The organism is Actinomycetota bacterium, from assembly GCA_030774015.1.
Taxonomy (GTDB): domain Bacteria; phylum Actinomycetota; class UBA4738; order UBA4738; family JACQTL01; genus JALYLZ01.
Genome location: JALYLZ010000069.1, coordinates 1 through 24368 on the forward strand (window position 1 = coordinate 1; position 24368 = coordinate 24368).

The following is a 24368-nucleotide window of genomic DNA, read 5'->3' on the forward strand; positions in this document are numbered from 1 at the left end:
GGTGATGAAGGCCATGGCCAAGAACCCCGCCAACCGCTACTCGACGGCCGAGGAGATGCGGGAGGACCTGGAGCGGGTCCTGCACGGCGAGGCGGTGGCCGCCACCCCGGTGCTGGCCCCGGAGCAGGCCACGCAGGTGCTGACGCGGCCGGTTCGGGACACCGCCGTGCTGCCCGTCCCGGTGGTGGACGACCAGCGCCGGCGGCGGCGCCGGATCGCGGCCGGGATCCTCCTCGGCTTGCTGATCCTGGGCGTGCTGGTGGGCGGGCTGATCATCCTGGCCACCAGCCTCATCGGCTCCACGCCGACGGTGAAGGTTCCCAGCGTGGTCGGCATCAACGTGGAGGCCGCCAAGATCGAGCTGAGGAATGCCCGGCTGAAGTTCTCCACCACCGAGAAGCCCAGCAGCAAGCAGAAGGACACGGTGATCGACCAGAGCCCGGCCGCGGGCACCCAGGTCAAGGAGAACACCACTGTCCAGCTCACCGTGTCCACCGGGCCGAAGCAGGTGGCCGTCCCCGACCTCACCGGGCAGAGCCCGAAGCAGGCCACGCTGACCCTGCAGCAGGTCAAGCTCCAGCTGGGACAGGCCGTCGGGACCGCGCCCAGCGCCACCATCCCGCCCGGCAAGATCGTTCGCACCGTCCCGAAGGCGGGCCAGACCGTCTCGGTCGGCACCGCGATCGACTACGTGACGTCCAGCGGGAAACCCACCGCGGTGATCCCGACCGACGTCATCTGCCAGTCCGTCGCGGACGCGAGGGCTGAGCTCGAAGCCGACGGGTTCCAGGTCCAGTCGGGGGGCCAGGCCGACCAGTCCAATCCGAACTGCCCGGAGCTGGACAAGGTCGCATCGACGGACCCGCCCCCGGGGAGCGAGGTCCCGGCCGGATCGACGGTCACGATCTTCACGTCGTTCCCACCGCCGTCGCCGACCGGCCCCACAGGCCCGACCGGCCCCACCGGTTCGCCGTCGCCGAGCCCAAGCGCCACCAAGGGCTGATGCGCGGCTTACCATCCCCCGGATGATCTGGTTCGCGCAGGAGGAGTTCACCGAGGACGAGCGGGCCCTGCTGGCCCCCCACTTCACCGAACTCGACGGGCCTGTGTTCGCGCTGGTCAACCTGCCGGAGGTGGTGAAGGGAGCCCTGTTCGCGCGGTACTCGCGCTCGCCGAAATCGCTCCGGCGGCTGTTCCTGGACGAGTTCGTGGGGGAGTCGTCGGGCTCAGGCGGGGTGGTGGTCGGGTCGAAGCGAGCCGAGGAGCTCTACGAGCGGGTCTTCCTGGAGTACGGCGACGACTCCGTAGCCCAGCTCGGCGGAGTGCACCTGGCCTGCGAGCAGTCCTCGCAGCTGCTGGCGAAGGTGCTGGAGTGGGGCCGCCTGGCGGGCTACCTGGAACAGTCCACGCGCTACGTCCCGTACGACGACCGCCCCGGGGGGCGGTGGCGGTACGTGGAGCCGCCGGAGATCCAGGCGTCGCCCATTGCCGAACGCTACCGGGCCGTCCTGGACGGCGCCTTCGAGGCCTACGCGCGGTGGCTCGGCCCGCTGCAGGACTTCTACCGCAGGGCTTTTCCCCAGGACCCCGCCGACTCGGACTTCGTGTATCGCATGACCATCCGGGCGAAGGCCTGCGACACGCTGCGAGGCCTCCTGCCGGCGGCCACCCGTACCAACGTCGGCATCTACGCGAGCGGGCAGGCCTACGAGCAGCTGCTGCTCCGGATGCGGGCGAACCCGTTGGAGGAGGTGCGGGCCTACGCGGACATGATGCTGATCGAGCTGCGAAAGGTGATCCCCGCCTTCCTGACACGGGTCGACCGCCCGGATCGCGGGGGCGCCTGGTCCGCGTACCTGGCCGAGACCCGGGCAGACACGGAGGCCGCTGCGGCGCGGCTGCTGTCCAGGCAGGGTGAGGCGCCGTGGCCGCAGCCCGAGGTGGCGCTGACCGAGTTCGACCCGGAGGGCGAGGTGAAGGTGGTCGCGTCCGCGCTGTACGCGGCGTCCGGACTGCCCGACGAGCAGCTGCTGGCGCGGGCCCGGGCGATGACGGCGGATGAGCGCGTGGCCATGCTTCGTGCATACGTGGGGAACCGCACCAACCGGCGCCACAAGCCCGGCCGGGCCTTCGAGCGCACCGCGTACCGGTTCGACGTGAGCTGCGACTACGGCGCGTTCCGCGACCTCCAACGCCACCGCATGCTGACGATGGAGTGGCAGCGGCTGTCGCCGGCGCTGGGCTTCGAGCGGCCTCCCGAGGTCGAGGAAGCCGGGGTGGCGTCGGACTGGGACCGGGTCATGGAGCAGTCGGCGGCACTCCACGACGAGCTAGTCCGCCATGGACTAGCGGAGGCTGCCCAGTACGCGGTGAGCATGGCCTACCGCATCCGGTTCTACATGCACATGAACGCGCGCGAGGCCATGCACCTCATCGAGCTTCGAACGACCCCGCAGGGTCACCCCACGTACCGGCGCGTGGCCCAGAACATGCACCGGCTGATCGAAGAGCGGCATCCAGCCATCGCCGCGGCCATGTCGTTCGTGGACCACTCCAACGTCGACTTGGAGCGCCTGGAGGCCGAGCGGAGGACCGACGTCCGTCGCCGCCAGCTCGACGCCGAAACCCGCCAGCCATGATCGCCGTCGTCCGCGAGACCTGGATCATCATCGGCTTCGTCGTCCTGGCCGCGGCCGCGATCGTCGTCTCGGCCGCCGGCTGGATCCTGTTGTTCCGCGGCCGTCGCACGCGCAGAGCGACCCCCCCGCCCGGACGGCCATAGCCCGCGGGACTATCGCTCAGCTACGATGACCGAGGACGGCGCCCGCTCGCAACATCCCCGACTGATGGCTACGGGACGATCTTCGAGATCGGCAGCTCGAGGATGTCGGTGGCGCCGTGTGCTTTCAGCAACGGGATCAGGGTGTTGACGTACGCCTTCTCGACGACGGTCTCGATGGCGTAGTTGCCCTCGTCCGCCAGCGGGGAGACCGTCGGCGCCTTCATGGCTGGGAGCACCTCGAGAACGTCTTTGAGCGACTCCTCGGAGACGTTCAGCTTGATCAGCACCCGGCCCTGGGCGCGCAACGCGCCCAGCAGCAGCGTGGTGATGTCGTCCATGGCCCGGCGCTTCTCGGGGTCGGCGGCGCCGGGGCGGCTGGCGATCAGGAGCACCTCCGATTCCAGCAGCGTCGCGATGACCTTCATCCCGTGGGCGCGGAGCGTGCCGCCGGTCTCGGAGACGTCCACGATGGCGTCGACGATGTCGGGCACCTTGGCCTCCGTGGCGCCGTAGGAGGGGAACACCCGCACCGGGATCCCGAGGCGCTCGAAGTGCGCGTTGGTCAGGTTCGGGTACTCGGTGGAGATGCGCGTCCCGGCCGGCAGGTCCTCCGCCCGGTCGGCGGGGCTGTCCACCGGCACGGCCAGCACGATCTGGACGATCCCGGCGCCGCTCTTCGCGTACTCGAGCGAGGCGAGCACCTCGACGCCCGCCCCCGTCTCCGCGACCCAGTCCCGCCCGGTGATCCCGAGGTCGAAGAAGCCATCCTCCACGTACCGGGGGATCTCCTGGGGGCGCAGCAGCGAGACGCGCTCGATGCGGTCGTCCTGGATGCGGCCGTGGTAGTCGCGGGACGAGCCGCGCCGGACCCGCAGGTCGGCCGCCTCCAGCAGCGCGAGGGTCTGTTCCTCCAGCGAGCCCTTGGGGATGACCAGGCGCAGCATCAGCCGGCAACCTCCCGGTGGAAGCACGAGCGCTCGCCGGTGTGGCAGGCCACGCCGACCTGGTGCACCTGGACCAGCAGGACGTCGCCGTCGCAGTCGGCGCGGACCTCCTCGACGTGCTGGACGTTCCCGGAGGTCTCGCCCTTGGCCCACAGCTCCTGGCGGGACCGGCTCCAGAACCACGTTCGGCCGTCGGCCAGGGTGCGTTCGAGCGCATCGCGGTTCATCCACGCCACCATCAGGACCTCGCCGGTGCCGGCCTCCTGGACCACGGCGGGGATCAGCCCCCGGTCGTCGAAGCGCAACTCGTCGGTTGCAAGCGCCCGCTCCGCCTCGGTCACGCCGGCCTCACGGGGATCCCTCGCTCGGCCAGGAACGCCTTCACCTCGGCCAGCGTGATCTGCTCGAAGTGGAACCGGGACGCCGCCAGCACCGCGTCGGCCCGGCCGTCGGTGAGCGCCTCCGCGAAGTGCTCCAGCGCGCCGGCGCCGCCGGAGGCGACCACCGGGACCTTGACCGCCTCGCCGACCGCTCGGAGCAGCTCGACGTCGTAGCCCTCGCCGGTCCCGTCGCGGTCGATCGAGGTGAGCAACACCTCGCCGGCGCCCCGCCGCTCGGTCGCTTCCGCGGCCCACTCCACCGCATCCAGGCCGGTCGGGGTTCGGCCCGCGTCGACCACGACCTCCCAGTGGCCGTCGGAACGCTTCGCGTCGATGGCCACCACCATGCACTGGGTGCCGAACCGCTCGGCGCACCGGGACAGCAGCCCGGGGTCGCGGACCGCCGCGGTGTTCACGGCGACCTTGTCGGCCCCGGCCCGCAACAGCGCGCGGACGTCACCCTCCACCCGAACGCCGCCCCCCACCGTCAGTGGGATGAACACCTCCTCGGCGGTGCGCGAGATCACGTCGTAGGTGGAGGCGCGCCCCTCCACCGTGGCGGTGATGTCCAGGAACACCAGTTCGTCGGCGCCCTCGCGTCCGTACCGGGCGGCCAGCTCCGCCGGATCGCCCGCGTCGCGAAGGTCGACGAACCTGGTGCCCTTCACCACACGCCCGGCGTCCACGTCCAGGCACGGGATGACCCGCTTGGCCAGCGTCACCGCCGGGCCTCGTGGAGCGCGTGCAGCGCGTCGCGAAGCGTGAGGGTTCCCTCGTACAGGGCCTTGCCCACGACGACACCCTCCACGCCGGTGGCGGCGAGGGCCCGGAGATCCATGACGGCCGAAACGCCGCCGCTGGCCAGGACCGGGCGGTCGGTCAGGGACAGGACCCGTTCGTACAGCCTGAGGTCGGGGCCCTCCAGCGTCCCGTCCACGTCGATGGAGGTGACCAGGAACCGAGGCGCGCCGGCCGCCGTGAGCGCCGGCACGAGGGCGTCGAGGCCGCCGCCGGATTCCTGCCAGCCCCGGAGCATGACCCGGCCGTCCCGGACGTCCACGGCCACCACGATGCGGTCCCCGTGGCGGGCCATGGCCTCCCGGACGAACTCGGGGTCCTTCGCGGCGGCGGTTCCCAGGACCGCCCGGGCCGCCCCCGCAGCCAGGGCGGACGCCACCGCGTCGTGCGTGCGGAGCCCACCCCCCGTCTGGACGGGAATCGACACCGCGCCGCAGATCGCCGCCACGACCTCGCGGTTGTGGCCGGTGCCGAAGGCGGCGTCGAGGTCGACCACGTGCAGGAGCACCGCACCTTCGGCCTCGAACCGGCGGGCCATCTCCACGGGATCGTCGCCGTACGTGGTCTCGTCGGCCGGGTCGCCCTGCTTCAGCCGGACCACCCGGCCGCCCCGCAGGTCGATCGCTGGGACGACGATCACGCCTCCACCTCCTTCACGAAGCTCTCGTACAGCGCCAGGCCGGCGTCCCCGGACTTCTCCGGGTGGAACTGCGTGGCGAACAGGGAGCCTTTCGCCACGGCCGCGGCGAACGTCCGCCCGTGCTCGGTCTGGCCGACGGTCACCGAAGGGTCGGCCTCGGCCGCGTACGAGTGCACGAAGTAGAACGGCGTGCCGCTGGGGATGCCGCGGACGAAGGGATGATCCGTCCTCCACCGGACGTCGTTCCAGCCCATGTGGGGGACCTTCACCGAGGGCGGCAGGCGCCTGATGGCACCGCGGAGCAGGCCGAGCCCGGGGTCCGGATCCTCCTCGCTCCCCTCGTATAGCACCTGCATCCCCAGGCACACGCCGAGTACCGGCCGCCCGTCCGCGGCGAACTCCCGGATCACCGCGTCGAGGCCCGATCCGACGAGTCCGCGCATGCACGCCCCGAACGCGCCCACGCCGGGAACGACCATGGCGTCCGCCCGCCGGACCGCCGCCTGATCGGAGGTGACCTCGCTCCGGCCACCCACCCTGGCGATGGCCCGGGCCACGGACCGCAGGTTCCCCATCCCGTAGTCGAGGATCGCGATCACGCCAGGACGCCCTTCGTGGAAGGCGGCCCCTGGCCCTCGCCGCCGCTCACCCGACAGGCATCACCCAGCGCCCGGGCCAGGGCCTTGAACTCGGCCTCCACGATGTGGTGGGGGCTCCGGCCGCTGACCAGGCGGGCGTGCAACGTGATCCCCGCAGCGGTGGCGAAGGCCCGCACGAAGTCCTCCGTCAGCCCGGGGTCGTAGGTCCCGATCAGCTCCGCCGGAACCGGGACCTCGTGGACCACGAACGGACGCCCCGACAGGTCCAGCGCCACTTCCACCAGCGCCTCGTCCAGCGGGACCGACACCGACCCGAACCGGCGAATTCCGGCCTTGTCCCCCAGCGCCTCGGCCAGCGCCTGCCCCACCGCGATCCCCACGTCCTCCACGGTGTGGTGCGCGTCGACCTCCAGGTCCCCGGAGGCCGTCACGTCGAGGTCGAATCCCGCATGCGTCCCCAGCTGCCGGAGCATGTGGTCGAAGAACGGCAAGCCCGTCTCGGCGCTCGTCGTCCCGGTGCCGTCCACGCGCAGGACCACCTTCACGCTGGTCTCCCGCGTGGTCCGTTCCACCGTGGCCTCCCGGACCCGGGCCGTGGTCACAGGGTCCCCTTCAGCGCCCACAGGAACTGGTCGACCTCCTCGGGGGTCCCCGCCGTCACCCGCAGGCACCCCAGCACCTGGTCGGACACGTCGCGGACCAGCACACCGCGTTCCACCAGGCTCTCCCACACCTCGGCGGCCGCCCTGGCCGGCCGGAACAGCACGAAGTTGGCGTCCGAGGGGAACACCTCCACACCTTCCAGCCCGGCGAGCTCTTCCAGGATGCGGTCCCGCTGGCGCCGCACTGCGTCCAGGATGGCCATCGCCTCCTCGGCGTGGCGGAGCGCGGCCAGTCCCGCGGCCTGAGTGAGGGCGGAGACGTGGTACGGAAGGCGGACCCGCCGGAGATCCTCCACCACCGCGGGCTGCGCGAGGCAGTACCCGAGCCGGGCCCCGGCCAGCGCGAACGCCTTCGAGAACGTCCGGACGACCAGGACGTTCGGGCAGGAGTCCACCAGGCCGATCGCGGACTTGCCGCCGAACTCCACGTACGCCTCGTCCACCACCACCAGCCCCGGCACGGCCCGGGCCAGCTCCTCGACGACCTCCAGCGGCTGGGCGTTCCCGGTCGGGTTGTTTGGCGAGCACACGAAGGTGACCTCCGCGGCCGCGTCGGCGGCCCGCCGCACGGCGTCCGGACCCAGGACGAAGGGCGCCTCCACCGGGACGCGCTCGACCTCGGTGTGCGTGATCCAGGCCAGCCGCGCGTACATGTGGTACGTGGGCTCGAACACCAGGGCCCGCCGGCCCGGACCGCCGTACGCCAGCAGGACCTGCTGGAGGATCTCGTTCGAGCCGCTGGCCACCCACAGGCCCTCGGACCCCACCCCGAGCCGGTCCGCCAGATGGCCTCGCAGTCCCCGGACCTCCCGGTCGGGGTAGCGGTGGAGCTGGGCGTCCCGCAGGAACGCCGCCAGTTCCTCCACGAACGCGGGCGGCAGTGGGTACGGGCACTCGTTCGTGTTCAGGCGCACGGGCACCTGGGGCTGCGGAGGCTCGTACACCTCCACGGTTCGGAGCCCGGGCCGCGGCTCGGGCACGCCTCCATCGTTCATGGCTTCCAGCGAGGATACGAGCCCAGCACCCGCACGACCGCCGCGTCTCGCTCCAGGTCCGCCAGCGCTGCCTGCAGCGCGGGGTCCTCCAGGCCGGCCTCCACGTCCAGGAAGAACCGGTACCGCCAGGCCTCGCCGCCGCCCAGTGGCCGGGACTCGAGCTTGGACAGGTTGAGGCCGCGATCGGCGAACTGGCGGAGGCACTGAACCAGCGCGCCCGGGACGTCGGGCGTGGCGAAGGTCAGCGAGGTCTTGTCGGGTTTGCCCAGGGCCTGGTGGTCCGTGGCGATGGCGGCGAACCGGGTGCGGTTCCCCGGATCGGTCTGGATCCCGCTGGCCAGGACCTCCAGGCCGTACAGTCCGGCGGCCCGCTCGGACGCCACCGCGGCCTCGCCGGTCCGGCCCTGGTCGGCGATCCGCCGGGCCGCGCCGGCGGTGTCGAACACCGCGACGACCTCGGCGTCCAGCCCGGCCAGGAACTCCTGGCACTGGGCCAGAGCCTGGGGATGGGACGAGACGACCCGGACCTCCTCCAGCCGGGTCCCGGGCAGCGCCAGCAGCGCATGGGCCACGTTCACCACCACCTCGCCCACGATCCAGGCACCGCCCGAGGCCAGCAGGTCGTAGGTCTCGTTGATCGACCCCGCTTGCGAGTTCTCCACGGGCACCACGCCATAGTGGGCCAGCCCCGACGTGACCGCGCCGAACGCCTCCCGAAGGGTCCGGTGCGGCACGGCCTCCCCGTCCGGGAACAGCACGCGGGCAGCCTCCTCGGAGAACGCGCCGGGATCGCCCTGGTACGCAACACGCGAGCGCATGGCCACGGCGCCACTCTCCCACGGCGAAGGCACCGGCGGCTTGACGAATCGAGAGCGGCTCGCCCACAATCGGCGCACTGTGGCAGGACTCGCTGCGACCTGGCGCTGGCCCTGGGGCTCCGGGAGCCCGGCGCCGCCGCGCGTCTAGCCGCAGAGCGCAGCGCGCAGCGCCGAAGGCCCCGGGCTCGTACCGGGGCCTTCCTGGTTCCCGGCCCTCGAACTTCAGACGAGAACCCCAGACAGTTCCACGGAGGAGCAAATGGCAGCGCTCAGGACCGACACCGGACTGCGGATCCAGCCCGACGCCGAGACCTTCGACCGGCTCGCGGCGCGCTGGCCCCTGGTGCCCGTGTGGGCGGAGCTGCTGGCCGACGTGTCGACCCCCGTCGGCGTGTTCTCCGCGCTAGCGAACGGGCGGCCCGGCGCCCTGCTCGAGAGCGTGGAGCGGTCGGAGCGGTGGGGGAGGTACTCGTTCGTGGCCGGCGACCCCGCGACGATCGTCACCGTGGACGGCAGCGGGCTCCGCCTGGAACACGTCGCCAGGAGCCTGCCCGTCCAGCAGCCGGCGCCGGGAACTCCCGCGATCCCGGCCCTGCGAGCGGTGGCCGAGGCCCTCCGGGCCCCCCGGCTGGAGGGGCTCCCGCCGCTGACCGGCGGACTGGTCGGCTACCTCGCCTACGAGGCGGCGCTCCTCCTGGACGGCCATCCCCACCCGGGCCAGGCGCCGGTCCCGCCCATGCGCTTCCTGGTGGCGGACCGGGCGGCCGTGTTCGACCACTGGCGGCAGCGGCTGTTCCTGGTGGCCCACGTGCCCGGGTCCGCGGGGCGCGAGGAGGGCGTTCGGGCCCTGGAGGAGATGGCTCTCCGCATCCACGCGAACGGGACGCTCTTCCCCGAGCCGGCCGGCGCCGAGGGGACTCCCCCGCACGCCACGGTGAGCGTCGACGAGGCCGCCTTCCGCGCCAGCGTGGGAAGGGCCCGGGAGCACATCCTGGCCGGCGACATCTTCCAGGCCGTGCTGTCGCGACGGCTCTCCGTCCCCGCGCCGGACGGAGGCCTGCCGATCTACCGCCGGTTGCGCGTGGTGAACCCCGCGCCCTACATGTTCTTTCTGCGCATGCCGGGCCCTCTCGAGCTGGCGGGCTCGTCGCCCGAGCCGCTGGTGCGGGTGGAGGGACGCCGCGTGACCACCCGGCCCATCGCGGGGACACGGCCCCGGGGCCGGGACGCCGAGGAGGACCACCGGCTGGAGGAGGAGCTCCTGGCCGATCCCAAGGAACGCGCCGAGCACGCCATGCTGGTGGACCTGGCCCGCAACGACCTGGGCCGAGTGTGCACCGCCGGGTCGGTCCGGGTGACCGAGCTGATGTCGGTGGAACGGTTCTCTCGGGTCATGCACATCGTGAGCACGGTGGAGGGCGAGCTTCCCGACGGGGCCGGCCCGCTCGACGCCCTGGCCGCCGCGTTCCCCGCCGGAACGGTGACCGGGGCGCCCAAGCACCGGGCCATGGAGATCATCGCCGAGGAGGAACCGGTGGCCCGGGGACCCTACGCCGGCGCGGTCGGGTACCTCACCTTCGCCGGCGACCTGGATTTCTGCATCACCATCCGGACCGCGGTGGTCTCGGACGGGCGGGCCCACGTCCAGGCTGGAGCCGGGGTGGTGGCCGACTCCGACCCCGAGCGCGAGCTCCGGGAGACCGAGGCCAAGGCGTCGGCGCTGCTCCAGGCGGTCGGGGGGTGGGGCCGATGATCCTGGTGGTCGACCACTACGACTCGTTCGTCTACAACCTGGTCCAGCTGATCGAGGGGTTCGGCCATGGCACCGAGGTGGTGCGCTCCGACGCCGAACCGGTGGAGGCGCTCGCCGCACGGCGACCCGACGCGGTGATCCTGTCGCCGGGCCCCGGCAGGCCCGAGGACGCCGGCTGCTTCGTGGAGCTGATCGCGGCGCTCGACCCGGAGACGCCGCTGCTCGGCGTGTGCCTGGGCCACCAGGCCATCGGCGCCGCGTTCGGCGCCACGGTGAACCGGGCCCCCGAACCCGTCCACGGAAAGGCCTCCGCCGTGCACCACACCGGCCAGGGAATCTTCGAAGGGCTCCCCCAGCCCTTCCAGGCCGGCCGCTACCACTCGCTGGTGGTCGACCGTGAGGCCCTTCCGCCCGAGCTCGAGATCACGGCCCAAACGGACGACGGCCTGGTCATGGCCCTGAAGCACCGGGACCTTCCCCGCTACGGCGTCCAGTTCCACCCTGAGTCGATCCTGACCCCCGACGGCCCCAAGCTCGTGGAGAACTTCCTGATGCTGGCCCTCGCATGATGACCGCTATACTGATCTCATGACCAGAAAGCTGACCGCTACCGAGGCCAAGGCGAAGATCCTCGCGGTGCTCGACGAGGTCGCCGCGGGCGAAGAGGTGGAGATCACCAAGCACGGGCGGACGGTGGCGCGCCTCGTGCCGGCGACCGGCTCGCATGCCCTGAAGGGCGCACTCGCCGGTATCGCCATGACCGTCGGCACGGAAGAGGATCTTTTCGCGACCGGAGTCGCCTGGAACCTCCCGTGACAACGGTCCTGCTCGACACCCACGTCGTCCACTGGTGGTCCGCCGAGCCGGATCGCGTGAGCGCAGCCGCCCGCAAGGCTCTGGGAGGTGCGGATGAGCTGGCCGTGTCCGCCATCTCGTGGTTCGAGCTGGCCTGGCTTGCCAGGCACGAGCGAATCGCCCTGACCATCCCCATCCGTTCATGGCTCGAGCAGCTGGCCCGCCAGGTCCGGACGGTCGGGCTGACCCCGGCGATCGCGGACACGGCGGTGGCCCTTCCGTCGTCGTTCCCTGGCGACCCGGCGGACCGCCTGATCTACGCGACCGCGATCGAGCACGGTTGGCGATTGGTCACGAAGGACGGAGCGTTGCGTACCTACCGTCACCCGCGCCCAGTGGCGGTCTGGTAGCTCAGCTCAGCTCGAGGCGGCCTGCTTCTGCCTTTCCTCCTCCAGCAACACGCGGCGCAGCACCTTGCCCACCAGCGTCTCCGGCAGCGCGTCGCGGAACTCGATCTGCTTGGGGACCCGGTAGCCGGTGAGGTTCTCCCGGGACCACCCGATGAGCTCCTCCATGGTGGCTTGCTGGCCCTGGCGGAGCACCACGAACGCCTTCACCGCCTCGCCGGTGGTCTTGTCCGGCACCCCAACCACACAGACCTTCTCGATCTTCTCGTGGCGGTACAGGACCTGCTCGATGTCGGTGGGGTACACGTTGAACCCGGACACCAGGATCATGTCCTTCTTCCGGTCCACGATGAAGAAGTACCCCTCGTCGTCCACCTTGGCGATGTCCCCGGTGAACAGCCAGCGCTTCCCGTCGGTGCCTTCCCGGATCATGCCGGCGGTGTCCTCGGCGCGGTTCCAGTACCCCAGCATCACCTGCGGGCCCGAGATGGCCAGCTCGCCCTCGTGGCCCTGATCGACTTCCTTGGTTGGGTCGTCCAGGTCCACCAGCTTGCAGTCGGTGTCGGGAACGGGCAGGCCGATGGAGCCTTCCTTTCGCTTGCCCTCCAACGGGTTCGCGTGGGTGATCGGGGAGGTCTCGGTGAGCCCGTACCCCTCCACCACGCGCGATCCGGTGATCTTCTCGAACTTCTCCGCCACCGCCAGCGGCAGGGGAGCCGCGCCCGACAGGCAGTACCGGATCGAGGACAGGTCGTACTGCGGGGTCTCCTTGCCCTCGTTGATGGCGATGTACAGCCGCGGTACGCCGGGGAACAGCGTGGGCTTCTCCTTCTGGATCTCCTTCAGCGTGAGGTCCAGCTCGAACCGCGGCAGCATGACCAGCTTGAGGCCGTTCTGCATGGCCAGGTTCATGGCCACCGTCATCCCGTAGGAGTGGAAGAACGGGATCACGGCCATGATCGAGTCCTGGCCGGGACGAAGACCGGGGAACCACGCGGTGGCCTGGAGCCCGTTCGAGACCAGGTTGTGGTGCGACAGCATGGCCCCCTTGGAGAGCCCGGTGGTCCCGCCCGTGTAGATGAAGCCCGCGGCGTCGTTCTTCGCGTCCACCCGTGCAACCGGCGGGATGCTCCCCGCGCCACGCATCAGCTGCTTCCACCAGCGGACCTTGGCCCCCGCGGGGACCGGAGGCCAGGGGTGCCCCTCCTTCTTCGCGTTCTTCTTGAACACCAGCAGCGGCGCCAGGATGTTCTTGGGGAACGGCATGTAGTCCTCGAGCCCGCACACCACGACCTCGCGGAGCCCCACCTGGTCGCGGACGGCGGCGACGTTCGAGTACAGCTGGTCGAGGACCACCGCGACCTCGATGCCCGCATCGGTCAGCTGATGGGTCAGCTCGCGCTGGGTGTACAGGGGGTTATTGCCGACGATCACGGCGCCGATGCGGATGGTGGCGTAGTACGCGATGACGTACTGGGGGCAGTTCGGCAGGATCAGCCCGACCCGGTCCCCTTTCTTGACCCCCAGCCCCACCAGCGCGGCCGAGAACCGTTCCACCTCTCGCAACAGCTCGCGGTACGACAGGTGCTTGCCGAACCAGGCCAGCGCCGGCCGGTCCGGGAACCTCTGAACCGTGTCCTCGAACGCCGAGAACAAGGACTTCTCGGGGTAGGGCTCGAGCGTATGGGGCACGCCCTCGGGATAGCTGGCGAACCAGGGTCGGTGGTCGGTCATGGGCCTCTCCTCCCTCGGATGCAGGCATCATGACAGTCCGCGCGGACCGCCCACAAATGGCGGACTTGCCCTGATCGGGCCGGTCGACTCGGTCCTCGTTGGGCCGGTGGCCGCTTGCTCATCTTCGGGCCCGCACCGTAGCGTTACCGGCCAGTAGGTTTCGGGCGACAAGGGGGATCGCGTGAGCGACTGGGTGGACGCGCTGAAGGAGCAGGCCCGGGAGGCCCTGCCGCAGGTGGAGGGGACCCTGCGGGTGAAGGGCCTGCACGGCCCGGTCGAGGTCGTCCGGGACCGGTGGGGCGTGCCGCACATCTACGCCCAGGACCTGCACGACCTGTTCTTCGCGCAGGGGTTCGTGGTGGCGTCCGAGCGGCTGTTCCAGCTCGACTTCCTGCTGCGTTTCTCGAACGGCCGGCTGTCCACCATGTTCAGCCAGATGGCCGTCGCCATCGACCGGTTCGCCCGGACCGTCGGGCTGAATCGGGCGGCGCACCGAATCGTGGCGACGTACGACGACGAGTCGCTCGAGATGGCGACTGCCGCGCTGGAGGGACACGTGGCGTGGCTGGAGGTCATGCCTGCGCTGCCGGTCGAGTACCGGATCCTGGACCTGGACCCGGATCCCGTCCCCCACGGGGCGGAAGGGCTGGCCTACGGGGCCGCTGGAGCGGCGTTCATGGCCTGGTCCCTGTCCCGAAACTTCGACGAAGAGCTCCTGCGGGCTTCGGTGGCCGAGAAGCTGGGGTGGGACGCCATGCAGCTCCTGTTCCCGCCATCCACCACCGAGCCGCCCGTGGCCATCCCGGGGAGGCAGGGAGGGCCGGCCTCCCGACGCTCCGCCATGGACATCCTCAGGCAGACCCCGCTGCCGCCTCCGGGGCAGGGCTCCAACAACTGGGTGGTGGCCGGGTCGCGGACGGCGTCCGGCAAGCCGCTGCTGGCGAACGACCCGCACCTCCAGCTCCAGACGCCGTCCATCTGGTTCGAGTGCCACCTCTCGGCGCCCGGGTACGAGGCCTCCGGGGTGACCCTCCCCTTCGCCCCGGGCATCGTGATCGGGCACACCCCGCACCACGCGTGGGGCCTCACCAACACCGAGGGCGACGTGCAGGACCTATACCTGGAGCGGCTGTCGGACGACGGCACCGCCGCCCTGTACCAGGGGAAGTGGGAGCCGCTGATCATCCACCGTGAGGAGATCGAGGTCCGGGGTGGCGACACCGACGTCCTGGAGGTTCGGGAGACCCGCCACGGGCCGATCCTCGACTCCTACCTGATCGGCATAGCCACGCCCCAGGTGGTCGAGGGTGGGATCACCGAGACCTACGCCCTGCGGTGGGTGGGCGCGGATCACGCCGTCCAGCCCAGCACGCTGCTACGGGTGGCCCGGGCCCGCAGCTTCCAGGAGTTCCGGGACGCAGCCCGGGGGTGGGAGTGCCCCGGCCAGAACATGGTGTACGCGGACGTCGATGGGAACATCGGGTATCAGTGTTCCGGTCTGTATCCCTTGCGGCGCAAGGGCGACGGGACCGTGCCGGTCCCCGGATGGACCGACGAGTACGAGTGGGACGGCTGGATCCCGTTCGAGGAGCTCCCGCGGTCGGAGAACCCCGAGGAGGGGCTCCTGGCCACCGCCAACCACCGCGTCCACGAGGACTCCTACCCGTTCCTGATCACGAAGGACTTCATCCCGCCATTCCGGGTGCGGCGGATCGTGGAGATGCTCACGGCGACCGAGAAGCACACGCGGGAAACCTTCGGTCGGATCCAGCGCGACACCGTGTCCATCGCGGCCCGCGAGGCGCTGCCGCTGCTGGTGGACGTGGAGCCGGCGGACGAGCGGCAGAAGGAAGCCCTGGCGTACCTGGCCGGATGGGACGCCGACATGGCGGTCGACTCCACGCCGGCGGCCATCTACCAGGCCTGGGGGAAGCACCTGGCGAACGAGGTCCTGGCGCCGGCGCTCGGCCCCGAACTGTTCGCCCACTACTACGCCCACCGGCAGTGGGACAGCGAGTTCATGTACCGGGTCCTCCCGGCGATGCTGCGGTACCCCACGGCCCGGTGGTTCGGGGCCGATGGCCGCGAGGCCCGCGACGAGGTCCTCCGCCGGGCCCTGGGCAGAGCGCTGGACGAGCTGGCGTCGGCGTTCGGCGACGACCTGTCCGCCTGGCGATGGGGGGCCCTGCACAAGGCCGTGTTCGCCCACCCGCTGTCCCTGCTGCGCGGCATGGAGGAGCTGTTCGTGGCCGGCACGGAGGAGGTCGGCGGCGACGAGCACACCGTGGCCGCGGCCGGGTTCGAGCCGGGCGTGGGGTTCCAGGTGGTGAGCGGGTCCTCGTGGCGACACGTGATCGACCTGTCGGATCTCGACCAGTCCGTGGGCATGCACACCACCGGCCAGTCGGGGAACCCGGCCTCCGAGCACTGGAACGACTTCATCGGGCCCTGGGCCCGCGGCGAGTACCATCCGCTGCCGCTGTCGCGTCCCGCCGTGGAACAGCACGGGGAGCACCGGCTCACTTTGGAGCCGGGCTAGGACGGACGAGATAGGTACTATCTGTCCCGATGCCGAGGTCGAAGTCGAAGCGGCGCCGCTACCAGCCGCCGCCCAAGAAGAAACCCAAGCCGTCGCCCCGGTGGGTCGGCGCGATCATCCTGTCCCTGCTGTTCGGAGGGGCCGCCATCATCGTGATCAACTACCTCGGCATCATGCCCGGCACCCATGGCACCGCCTCGAACTTCTGGCTGTTCTTCGGCCTCGGGGGCATCGCCGTCGGGTTCCTCGGGGCCACGCAATGGCGCTGACGCGAACAGAAACAACACGCGTGTAATTATCCCCATCGGATTTCCCCACGGTGGACGGCGGATGACCGCGGGTGTGGACAGCCCGGTGGATATCCTGTGGACATGCCGCTGTACGAGTACCGCTGCGGGTCCTGCGGGCACCGCCTCGAGCTGATCCAGCGGATGGGCGAGGCGGCGCCGGGCCCGTGCCCCGAGTGCGGGGGCGAGCTGAAGCGGGTGTACGGGCGGGTGGCGGTGCGGTTCTCGGGCTGGGGGTTCTCCAAGACCGACGCCCTGCTGCCGGAGGGCCGGCGGCGCAATCGAGACTTCAAGCAACTCCAGGAGAAGGCCCGGGAGATCACCGAGGGCCGCTGAGCAGGGGGAGGGACGAATGCGAGGGCTTCGACGGGGGCACGTTCGGCGTGCCGTCACGATCGCCAGCAGCAGCGCGGTGATGGCGCTGTCGATCGGAGGGCTCGGACCGGCCGGCCACGCGTCGGCCCGAAGCCCGTTCCATCTCGATCGGGCCCGCCCCGCGGCTGTGGAAGGTTCTCCCAGGAGCACCGCCGCCGCCCGGCAGCTTCACCGCCGCGGCTACCTGGTCCCCGACCCCGCCGCCTTCTCCCGGGCCAAGGCCCTGGCCGCTCGCGGCGTTCCCAAGACCCCGGCGGCGGCGGCTTCAGGCCAGGCTCCGGCCGACAGCGCGCCGGTCCTCGAACGGTCCTGGAACGGCGTGTTCGACCCAACCGGCTCCCCCTCCGACTCGAACGGCGCCATCGGCCCTGACCGCTACGTGGAGGTCGTCAACACGAAGTTCGCCATCTACAGCCGCACGGCCAACGCGCCCCTGTCGACCGGAACCCTGGCCAAGCTGGGCGGGCTCTCGGATAAGGAAAACTTCTTCCTGACCGACCCGGAGGTGATCTGGGACCCTGGCACCCAGCGCTTCTACTACGTGGTGCTGGACGCCGACGTGGCCTACCGGAACCTCACGAACGGGTTCGACTTCCTGTTCGGCTTCTCCAAGACCTCCTCGCCGGGCGGCGCCGGGGACTGGTGCAAGTACACGGTGGGCGTGGGCTACGACGACCCCTCGTCGTTCAGCGCGATCCTCCCGGACCAGCCCCACCTCGGGGACAGCCAGTCGCTCGTGTTCTGGGGCGTGAACGACTTCGACCTGGGGCGCAGGAACCAGCCCTACGTCGGCTCCGACGTGGACTGGGTCACGAAGCCACCGCCGGGCCCCGACTGCCCGGCATCCGACAGCTTCCAGGTGGGCGTGGCCGGAAACCTGCACAACCCGGACGGCTCCCGGGCCTGGACCCCGGTGGGGGTGAACCAGACCGACACCGATCCCACGGGGTGGGTGGTCGCGTCGAAGTCTGTTTCCAGACCCCACTCGTCCGGGAGCTTCGTCTCCCTGTTCTCCGTCACCGCGGCCGTCGACGGGAGCGGCGTGGTCTCGCCGGGCCGGTCCGTCCCGGTGAGCCAGTACCGCATCCCCCCGGACGCCCCGGAGGCCAACGCGTCCCCGGCCAGGCTGGCCACACAGGACGCCCGGCTGCTCCAGGCGGTGTCGGCGGTGGACCCGGCCCACGGTGGGGTGAACGCGATCTGGACCGAGCACACCGTGGCCGGCGGCGCGGGCAGCGCGATCGACTGGTACGAGATCGAGCCCACCGGCCATGCCCTGCTCCAGTCGGGACGTGTCTCGAACCCCACCCTGTTCGCGTTCAACGGCGCCATCGCGCCCGACCGGCTGGTGTCGCCGGCCGGCTCGGCGTTCGGGGACACCATGGTCCTGGGCTTCAACACGTCGTCGGCCGCCACCGACTCGGCCATCTTCATGGTGGACAAGACCCCGACGGATCCCCAGTCGGCCTGGACCCTGGTGAAGCAATCTCCCGGCCCGAACCTGGACGCCACGTGCTTCTTCGGCACGCGGCTGGGCTCCTGCCGGTGGGGCGACTTCATGTCCGCCTCGCCCGACCCCGGCGCGGACCCCACCCAGCTCCACGGGGCAGTGTGGCTGACTGGCATGTGGAACGCGGCCACCCGTTCAGGGAAGAAGCTGAAGGCCGTGGACTGGCGGACCTGGAACTGGGAGGCCATGCAGGCGTCGTAGCTTTCTTCGCGAGGCGCCGGCGGGCGAGGCTCAGTTGAGGGTCGGGTCGCCGGGAACCGCCCGGGGCCGGCGCACGACCTCCATCTTCTCGCCGCAGTGGCGGGGGACCTGGACCTCGCCCAGGCGGGTGACCTGGTATTCAGTGCCGCACTCGCGGCACACGAAGAACACCGCCAGGTCGGCGACGTCCTCCGAGTCCTCGGGGCTGCGAACCCGAGGCGTCGCCCCGCCTCCCACGGCCTTCAGCGCCTTGAGCCCGACCAGCGCGATCAACGCGGCCAGCGCGATGGCGACGATCACCCGCAGCACCATGCGATCCAGTGAACCACACGCCGCCGCCCGTACGATGGGCGCCATGGCGGTCCCCGAGCCCGGCGACGAGATCGTGGACGTGGTGGACGACCGGGATCTGGTGCTGCGGCAGGCCACCCGGCGTGAGGTCCGCGCGCAGAACCTGCTCCACCGGGTCGTGGCCGTGTTGTGCCGGCGGACGGGCGGCGACGTCTTCGTGCATCGGCGGTCAGACTCGAAGGACGTCTTCCCAGGGCACTACGACATGTTCGTGGCCGGGATGGTCGGGGCCGGCGAGCGGTACGAGGCCGCGGCGGCCCGCGAGCTCGCGGAGGAGCTGGGCGTTGGCGGAGTCCGGCTCCGGGAGGTGTTCCGGCACCTTTACGTGGGTAGACAGGAGCGAGCCTGGTCTGCTGTCTACGAGGTCCGGTGGGACGGCGAGATCCGGATCGACCCAGGGGAGGTGGCGTGGGGAGGGTGGCTCGCGCCGGAGGAGCTGGAGCGCCGGCTGGAGGAGTGGACCTTCTGCCCGGACAGCCTGGAGACCTGGGCGCGCGGCCGACGCGAGGGGGCCTGGTAGGTCGCCACGCCCGTACCGTCCTGGTCTGGCTCACGGTCGCCGTCGTGGCGGCAGGGTGCGGGAGCCGGGCCGCGCCCCTCAACCACGCGCAGTTCGAAAAGCAGGTGAACGACGCGGGGCAGAACCTGACCGCCCAGCTTCAGAAGGTGTTCTCGAAGATCGGAGCCGCCTCGAACCGCAAGGGGCTGGCCGCAGCCGCGTCGACCGTCCGGCAAGCGGCCGACGTCATCGACGGCCAGGCCGATTCCCTGCACGAGCTGGCCACGCCCACCGACGCCGCCACGGCGAACGGGAATCTCGTGGACGGGCTGCACCTGCTGGCCGCAGCGCTTCGAGGCTTCGCCACCGTGGCCGAGAAGGGCGACGTGCCGAAGGTCCAGGCGTTCGTGGACGAGGCCAATTCCCAGGCCATCCCGGGCGAGCAACAGATCCAGGCCGCGATCGACGCCCTGAAGAAGTCCGGCTACCAGGTGTCGTGACGGCGGCCGCGCGTGACGGCCCCGGCGCGGCCGCGCGAGCCGTCAGTCCAGGCGCTCGATGATGGTGCCGTTGGCCATGCCGCCGCCCTCGCACATGGTCTGAAGCCCGTAGCGGCCGCCCCGGCGCTCCAGCTCGTGCAGCATCGTGGTCAGGAGCTTCGCCCCCGTGGCCCCCAGCGGGTGCCCCACCGCGATCGCGCCGCCGTTCGGGTTCACGTGGTCCTCGAACCAGTCGTCGGGGATCCCGAGCTCCTTCTTCCAGGCCAGCACGACCGACGCGAAGGCCTCGTTGATCTCGACCACCTCGATGTCCTCGAGCTTCAGGCCGGCCCGGTCCAGCACCCGTCGGGTGGCCGGGATCGGCGCCGTCAGCATGAGGATCGGCGAGTCGCCTGCCAGGGAGAACGACACGAACCGGGCCCGCGGCCTCAGCCCGAGCTCCTCGGCCTTCTCCCTCGACGCGATCAGCACGGCAGAGGCGCCGTCGGAGATCTGCGAGGAGTTCCCCGCGGTGACCGACCAGTTGATCTGCCCGGGGAACATGTCGTCGAACATGGGGTTCTGGAACGACGGCTGGAGCGTTCCCATCTTCGCCCGGTCGGGGTCGTACCGGATGCCCTCGTCGTGCTCCAGCAGCTGCGCGCCGCCGTTCTCACCGGCCAGCTTGATCGGGACGATCTCCCGCTGGAAGTAGCCCTCCTGGGTGGCGCGGGCCGCCCGGATGTGCGAGCGGTAGGCGAAGTCGTCCTGCTGCTCGCGGGAGAGGTCCCACTTCGTGGCGATCAGCTCCGCCGAGATGCCCTGCGGGACCAGCTTGCCCTCGTAGCGGGTCATCAGCTGCGTCGAGAACGGCATGGCGCCGGCCATGGACGAGCCCATCGGCACGCGGGTCATGTTCTCCACCCCGGAGGCCACCACCACGTCGTATGCACCCGCGATCACGCCCTGCGCGGCGAAGTGCGCCGCCTGCTGGGACGAGCCGCACTGGCGGTCGACGGTGGTCGACGGGATGGTCTCGGGAAGACCGGCCGCGAGCCAGCCGTTGCGTCCGACGTTCAGGGACTGCTCACCGACCTGGGACACGCAGCCGGTGATGTTGTCCTCGATAAGGCCGGGATCGACGCCCGACCGGGCCACGAGCTCCTGGAGCACGGTGGCCAACAGGTCGACGGGATGGGTCCCGGAGAGTGAGCCGTTCCGCTTCCCGATGGGACTGCGGACGGCCTCGACGATCACGGCCTCGCGCATGACGACGCTCCTTCCGCGAAGTGGCCCTCTTTTGCTAACCTACCGAAGAGTAACAAACGACCCCGCCACTGTATGCCCGGCCTCCTGACGGGTCAAACGGCTGGAAGGTCGGCTACGCTGCCATACTTCGACCGACGAGACGACGGCGAGGACGGGGGCGGCATGAGCACGCTTCGGGCATACATCCTGATCCAAACGGAAGCCGGCCCCGCCGGCGACGTCTCTCGCGAGATCGCCAAGATCAAGGGCGTCGCGTCGGCGCAGGACGTGAGCGGCCCCTACGACATCATCGTGGTGGCCGAGGCCCGGAACCTGGACGACCTGGGACGGAACGTCGTGGTGCAGATCCAGAAGAGCCCCGGGATCATCCGAACCCTGACCTGCCCGGTGGTCCACCTGTCCTGAGGCCCGCCCTGGGCGGACACCCGCCAGGCGGACCTGCCTACCGCAGCAGCCGCAGGATGGCGTCGGAGAACCGCTCTACGCCGCGAGCGGTGAGACGGCCCGCAGGGAGCTCGACGACGAAGGCCGTCGTTGCCGGGAGTCGGTGGTTCTGCCAGCCGGCGGCGCTGCCCGGGTATCTGGGAAGCCGGGCCAGCCGCATGTGCGTCAGCCGGGCGTAGCGGCGCTCGATCGCCGGGGTGCCGCCCGACTGGTCGACCAGGTTGTCGCTCTGATGGAACCAGATCGTCACGTGGGGCCTGACCCGAAGAATGAGCGCACGGGCGATCCGGCTCTCCGGCTCCGACAGAGCATGGGGCCCGGAATAGTGAAGGTCTCCGCGGTGGCTGATTCGCCGCCACCGCCACGGGAAGTTCCGGTTCAGGTCCACTCCACGCGCGTTCTGGCGGGTTCCGGCGGCGACCCCGTCCGGGTTGAGGTCCGGAAGCACCCACAGCGTGACGTGCTTGGGCGGCGCGTCGCTCAGGAGATCGCGGGCCACCGCGATCCCGGCAGGCTCGTTGCCGTGGATGCAGCCGACGACCAGCAAGGTGAGGGCGCCCGACTTCGCACCGATCTCCGTTGCCTTGATGGCTCGATGCCTCACCGAATGTCCGAGCAGGAGTGAGGTGCGGAAGGGCGTGGCCGCATGCTGGTGAACCGTTTGGCGGGAGGGCCGGGGTCCCGGGTTCGCGGGGACAGCGGCCCCGGTGGGTGCCTGGTCTCGGTCCAGCGAAGCCGCCGCGACGGTTGCACCGCCGGCAAGCACCAGGATCGCGGCGGCACCGGCCACGGCCCTTCCTCCCCGGGACCGAAGGATCGACATGGGGAGACGTTATCGCTCGCCATCCGATCCGGCCTCGCGGGCGAGCCCCCCTCATCAGTGGTACGCATCCGGCGGAGGGGGCGAGAAGATCGCTCCCTGGCAGTCGGTGCGCTGGGGCAGGGGGTCGGGCGGCCGCGGCGACTGCGAGAAGTCGAAGTCGTAGGACAGGTCGCCGGCCTCACGGTCGCGCTTGGTGAGCTGGGGCAGGCTCCAGTTGTCCTCGATGAACCGCAGGACCGAGGAGAAGTCGCCGCGACGGTGGTCCACCAGCCCCTGCTTCGCGTAGGGCGAGATCACCAGGAATGGCACCCGGATCCCCAGGCCGAACTTGTCCACCTGCGGCGGGGCCACGTGGTCGTAGAACCCGCCCCAGTCGTCCCACGTGATGAAGATCGCCGTCGAATCCCACTCGGGGCCTTGCATCGCAGCGTTCACGAGCCCGGTCACGTACGCCATCCCGGCGGCAATCCCTCGACTCGACGAGGGGTGCTCGCTCACGCCGTCGCCGGGCATGATCCACGACACGGAGGGAAGCGTGCCGGTCGCGGCCGCCGAGTAGTAGTCGGTGTGTGTCTTGATGTTCCCCTGCTGGCCGGTCTCGTACAGGTCGGTGAACCCCGGGAGCGGGTCCTTCGTCGCCGGCGTGCGTCCTGCCGGGCCGATGTGCTCGCCGGGGCTGCACGGGAACGGGCAGGAACCCGGGGCGATGTAGTACGCCCACGACACGCCCTGCGTGCCGAGCAGGTACGTGATGTCCGTCCACGCGTAGATCGGATCGTCCCCGTACTGGAACCGCTGGCTGGGGAGCGACAGGTCGAGGTTCGAGGAGCACGACATCGGGTCGGTGGGATCCGAGCACGAGGCCGCCCAGGCCGACATCAGGAACAGGTGCGAGGGAAGGGTCCACGAGTCCGTCGGGGCGAACATCCGGTCCTGCAGCACGAAATGATCCGCGTACGACCAGTAGTTCGGGATCTCGTCTCGGGTGTGGTAGCTCATGACGTCGGGCTGGCCTTCCGGACCGAGGTACGGCGCGCATTGGACGGAAGCGCGGAAGTAGCACCCGTGCTCGGTGTGCGGGAGCGCGGTGACGAACCCATCCATCTTCCCGCCGTCGATCGCCGTGACCGCCGCCTTCTGGTTGTGCGGTCCCCCCCGTTGCATATCGAGCGTCGAGTGATACGGCGAGGCGCACTGACCTCCTGCCGGATCGGGGATGCACACGCCCGGGGGGATCCCGTCGGCGCCGGGATAGGTGCCGAAGTAGTGATCGAACGACCGGTTCTCCTGCACGATGAAGATCAGGTGATCGAGCTTGAAGACGCCGAGGTTCCTCGACCTCGCGAGCGCGTCCGGAGAGCGCGCCGGTCCGCCGAGCGTCGCCGATACGACCGCCGCGACCACGATGAGCCCTCCGCCCATGGCGACGCCTGAGCGCCTAGCCAGCGTGCTCCTCCTTCGACCCCTTCGCACGCGGGAAGGGTACGAGCGCGAAGCCGTTCGCGCATCAACCCGTGGAAGGGGAGCCCTCGCGCCTGGGAGGCTGGCCGGTCGACGCCCGGCCTAGGCCATTCTGACGTAGCGCCTCCGACCTACCGCGTGTACCGTCTCATGCTCATGCCTTCCACCCGTCCCCTGCTCGGGGTCCGACCGGCGCTCGTGGCCGTCTTCCTCGCGGTGTCGCTCCTGGCGCTCCGGGTGGCGCCTGCGAACGCCGATCAGGGCTTGCAGCAGGCACAGAACGACCTGCACCAGACGAAGGACCACATCAGGGAGCGCGCCGCGAAGCTCCGCGACCTCCAACGGCACCTGAACCGTCTGGCGACCGAGATCTCGCTGAACGGCTCCGCGATCGCGCACGCGGAGGCCCGGATGGCCAAGCTCGAGCGTGGCGTGGCCCTGCTGACGGCGCGTGAAGCGCGGCTGCACGCACTCCTGGCCCAGCGCTCCCGCGAGACGTACATCATGGGGCCGGGAGCTCCGATCCTGTACCTGCTGACCGCCACCTCCGCGGAGGACGTGGTCTCACGGATCTCGTTCCTGGACGAGATGACGCGTCGCGACGCGCAGCTCGCCCTGGATCTCCAGGACACGGCGAGCCAGCTCGCCGCCGCTCGGGGCGAGCAGATCCGGACCGCACATGTGATCCAGCTCGCCAACGACCGGATCGCCGAGACGCGGCACCGACTCGACCGCACGCTCGCGCGGTCGCACCGACTGTTCCGACAGCTGCTGAAGCACAAGTCGGCCGTCCTGTACGAGATCTCGCGGATCCGTCCGTTCG

The 24368-nt window shown here is 70.7% G+C and carries 27 protein-coding genes and 1 pseudogene; 15 read left to right on the forward strand and 13 right to left on the reverse strand.

The genetic code is table 11. From position 1 onward, the window contains the following. From M3Q23_06905 to M3Q23_06915, 3 genes are all read left to right on the forward strand, one after another. Positions 1 to 1003: PASTA domain-containing protein (locus M3Q23_06905; protein ID MDP9341824.1), on the forward strand; the 1003-nt coding region annotated here is incomplete at its 5' end. A gap of 22 nt (positions 1004 to 1025) precedes the next feature. Continuing rightward, on the forward strand, positions 1026 to 2639 hold the full coding sequence (locus M3Q23_06910; GenBank protein ID MDP9341825.1) for an FAD-dependent thymidylate synthase: 1614 nt from the start codon (positions 1026 to 1028) through the stop codon (positions 2637 to 2639). After that, positions 2636 to 2782: a hypothetical protein gene (locus M3Q23_06915; GenBank protein MDP9341826.1), complete on the forward strand. Its 147-nt coding sequence runs from the start codon at positions 2636 to 2638 to the stop codon at positions 2780 to 2782. The genes M3Q23_06910 and M3Q23_06915 overlap by 4 nt, the downstream gene beginning before the upstream one ends. 68 nt (positions 2783 to 2850) lie before the next feature. Here the strand turns inward: M3Q23_06915 and hisG are convergent, their stop codons facing one another. The 8 genes and pseudogenes from hisG to pheA form a co-directional block, all read right to left on the reverse strand. Then, complete coding sequence (hisG, locus tag M3Q23_06920; GenBank protein ID MDP9341827.1) at positions 2851 to 3726, reverse strand: ATP phosphoribosyltransferase; 876 nt, start codon at positions 3724 to 3726, stop codon at positions 2851 to 2853. Positions 3727 to 3740: 14 nt separating this feature from the next. Further along, positions 3741 to 4067 (reverse strand): annotated as a pseudogene (hisI, locus tag M3Q23_06925) (phosphoribosyl-AMP cyclohydrolase). Then, positions 4064 to 4828, reverse strand: coding sequence for an imidazole glycerol phosphate synthase subunit HisF (hisF, locus tag M3Q23_06930; protein MDP9341828.1), 765 nt, complete (start codon positions 4826 to 4828; stop codon positions 4064 to 4066). The pseudogene hisI and the gene hisF overlap by 4 nt, the downstream one beginning before the upstream one ends. Continuing rightward, a complete protein-coding gene (hisA, locus tag M3Q23_06935; protein ID MDP9341829.1) occupies positions 4825 to 5544 on the reverse strand; it encodes a 1-(5-phosphoribosyl)-5-[(5-phosphoribosylamino)methylideneamino]imidazole-4-carboxamide isomerase in 720 nt (239 codons plus the stop codon). Before hisA ends, hisF begins: the two co-directional genes overlap by 4 nt. Beyond that, positions 5541 to 6143 carry an imidazole glycerol phosphate synthase subunit HisH gene (gene hisH / locus M3Q23_06940; GenBank protein MDP9341830.1) on the reverse strand — a complete coding sequence of 201 codons (603 nt, stop codon included), beginning with the start codon at positions 6141 to 6143 and terminating at the stop codon, positions 5541 to 5543. Before hisH ends, hisA begins: the two co-directional genes overlap by 4 nt. Beyond that, entirely contained in the window at positions 6140 to 6745 is a 606-nt protein-coding gene (gene hisB, locus M3Q23_06945; protein MDP9341831.1) for an imidazoleglycerol-phosphate dehydratase HisB, read from the reverse strand. The genes hisH and hisB overlap by 4 nt, the downstream gene beginning before the upstream one ends. Next, positions 6742 to 7785 (reverse strand): histidinol-phosphate transaminase, encoded by a 1044-nt coding sequence (hisC, locus tag M3Q23_06950; protein MDP9341832.1) that lies wholly within the window; start codon positions 7783 to 7785, stop codon positions 6742 to 6744. Before hisC ends, hisB begins: the two co-directional genes overlap by 4 nt. Positions 7786 to 7796: 11 nt before the next feature. Continuing rightward, positions 7797 to 8618 carry a prephenate dehydratase gene (pheA, locus tag M3Q23_06955; GenBank protein MDP9341833.1) on the reverse strand — a complete coding sequence of 274 codons (822 nt, stop codon included), beginning with the start codon at positions 8616 to 8618 and terminating at the stop codon, positions 7797 to 7799. 259 nt (positions 8619 to 8877) lie between these two features. Here pheA and M3Q23_06960 point away from each other — a divergent pair, with 259 nt between their 5' ends. The 4 genes from M3Q23_06960 to M3Q23_06975 are packed head-to-tail and all read left to right on the forward strand — an operon-like array spanning position 8878 to position 11576. After that, on the forward strand, positions 8878 to 10371 hold the full coding sequence (locus M3Q23_06960; protein ID MDP9341834.1) for an anthranilate synthase component I family protein: 1494 nt from the start codon (positions 8878 to 8880) through the stop codon (positions 10369 to 10371). Further along, positions 10368 to 10940: an aminodeoxychorismate/anthranilate synthase component II gene (locus M3Q23_06965; protein ID MDP9341835.1), complete on the forward strand. Its 573-nt coding sequence runs from the start codon at positions 10368 to 10370 to the stop codon at positions 10938 to 10940. Before M3Q23_06960 ends, M3Q23_06965 begins: the two co-directional genes overlap by 4 nt. Positions 10941 to 10959: 19 nt before the next feature. Beyond that, the gene (locus M3Q23_06970) at positions 10960 to 11187 is read left to right on the forward strand and encodes a type II toxin-antitoxin system prevent-host-death family antitoxin (protein MDP9341836.1); all 228 of its coding nucleotides are present in this window, start codon (positions 10960 to 10962) and stop codon (positions 11185 to 11187) included. Continuing rightward, entirely contained in the window at positions 11184 to 11576 is a 393-nt protein-coding gene (locus tag M3Q23_06975) for a PIN domain-containing protein (GenBank protein MDP9341837.1), read from the forward strand. The genes M3Q23_06970 and M3Q23_06975 overlap by 4 nt, the downstream gene beginning before the upstream one ends. Positions 11577 to 11582: 6 nt before the next feature. Here the strand turns inward: M3Q23_06975 and M3Q23_06980 are convergent, their stop codons facing one another. Beyond that, complete coding sequence (locus M3Q23_06980) at positions 11583 to 13307, reverse strand: long-chain fatty acid--CoA ligase (GenBank protein ID MDP9341838.1); 1725 nt, start codon at positions 13305 to 13307, stop codon at positions 11583 to 11585. A 181-nt stretch (positions 13308 to 13488) separates the two neighbouring features. Between M3Q23_06980 and M3Q23_06985 the strand changes: the two genes are divergently transcribed. From M3Q23_06985 to M3Q23_07000, 4 genes are all read left to right on the forward strand, one after another. Next, entirely contained in the window at positions 13489 to 15846 is a 2358-nt protein-coding gene (locus tag M3Q23_06985) for a penicillin acylase family protein (GenBank protein MDP9341839.1), read from the forward strand. 29 nt (positions 15847 to 15875) lie between these two features. After that, complete coding sequence (locus M3Q23_06990) at positions 15876 to 16115, forward strand: cell division protein CrgA (GenBank protein ID MDP9341840.1); 240 nt, start codon at positions 15876 to 15878, stop codon at positions 16113 to 16115. A 102-nt stretch (positions 16116 to 16217) separates the two neighbouring features. After that, positions 16218 to 16469: a zinc ribbon domain-containing protein gene (locus tag M3Q23_06995; GenBank protein MDP9341841.1), complete on the forward strand. Its 252-nt coding sequence runs from the start codon at positions 16218 to 16220 to the stop codon at positions 16467 to 16469. Between the two features lie 16 nt (positions 16470 to 16485). Further along, entirely contained in the window at positions 16486 to 18219 is a 1734-nt protein-coding gene (locus tag M3Q23_07000) for a hypothetical protein (protein MDP9341842.1), read from the forward strand. Positions 18220 to 18249: 30 nt separating this feature from the next. Here M3Q23_07000 and M3Q23_07005 read toward each other — a convergent pair whose 3' ends face one another. Then, a complete protein-coding gene (locus M3Q23_07005; protein ID MDP9341843.1) occupies positions 18250 to 18531 on the reverse strand; it encodes a hypothetical protein in 282 nt (93 codons plus the stop codon). A gap of 43 nt (positions 18532 to 18574) precedes the next feature. Here M3Q23_07005 and M3Q23_07010 point away from each other — a divergent pair, with 43 nt between their 5' ends. Together M3Q23_07010 and M3Q23_07015 are read left to right on the forward strand one after the other, a co-directional pair. Beyond that, positions 18575 to 19090 carry an NUDIX domain-containing protein gene (locus M3Q23_07010; protein MDP9341844.1) on the forward strand — a complete coding sequence of 172 codons (516 nt, stop codon included), beginning with the start codon at positions 18575 to 18577 and terminating at the stop codon, positions 19088 to 19090. A 44-nt stretch (positions 19091 to 19134) separates the two neighbouring features. Next, positions 19135 to 19569, forward strand: coding sequence for a hypothetical protein (locus M3Q23_07015; GenBank protein ID MDP9341845.1), 435 nt, complete (start codon positions 19135 to 19137; stop codon positions 19567 to 19569). Positions 19570 to 19611: 42 nt separating this feature from the next. Here M3Q23_07015 and M3Q23_07020 read toward each other — a convergent pair whose 3' ends face one another. Continuing rightward, a complete protein-coding gene (locus tag M3Q23_07020) occupies positions 19612 to 20817 on the reverse strand; it encodes an acetyl-CoA C-acyltransferase (protein MDP9341846.1) in 1206 nt (401 codons plus the stop codon). A 162-nt stretch (positions 20818 to 20979) separates the two neighbouring features. Between M3Q23_07020 and M3Q23_07025 the strand changes: the two genes are divergently transcribed. Further along, positions 20980 to 21222 carry an Lrp/AsnC ligand binding domain-containing protein gene (locus M3Q23_07025; protein MDP9341847.1) on the forward strand — a complete coding sequence of 81 codons (243 nt, stop codon included), beginning with the start codon at positions 20980 to 20982 and terminating at the stop codon, positions 21220 to 21222. A gap of 37 nt (positions 21223 to 21259) precedes the next feature. Here the strand turns inward: M3Q23_07025 and M3Q23_07030 are convergent, their stop codons facing one another. Continuing rightward, a complete protein-coding gene (locus M3Q23_07030; protein MDP9341848.1) occupies positions 21260 to 22084 on the reverse strand; it encodes a DUF2817 domain-containing protein in 825 nt (274 codons plus the stop codon). Positions 22085 to 22138: 54 nt separating this feature from the next. Beyond that, complete coding sequence (locus tag M3Q23_07035; GenBank protein ID MDP9341849.1) at positions 22139 to 23506, reverse strand: alkaline phosphatase family protein; 1368 nt, start codon at positions 23504 to 23506, stop codon at positions 22139 to 22141. Positions 23507 to 23701: 195 nt separating this feature from the next. Between M3Q23_07035 and M3Q23_07040 the strand changes: the two genes are divergently transcribed. After that, on the forward strand, positions 23702 to 24368 hold a 667-nt coding region (locus M3Q23_07040), incomplete at its 3' end, for a hypothetical protein (protein MDP9341850.1).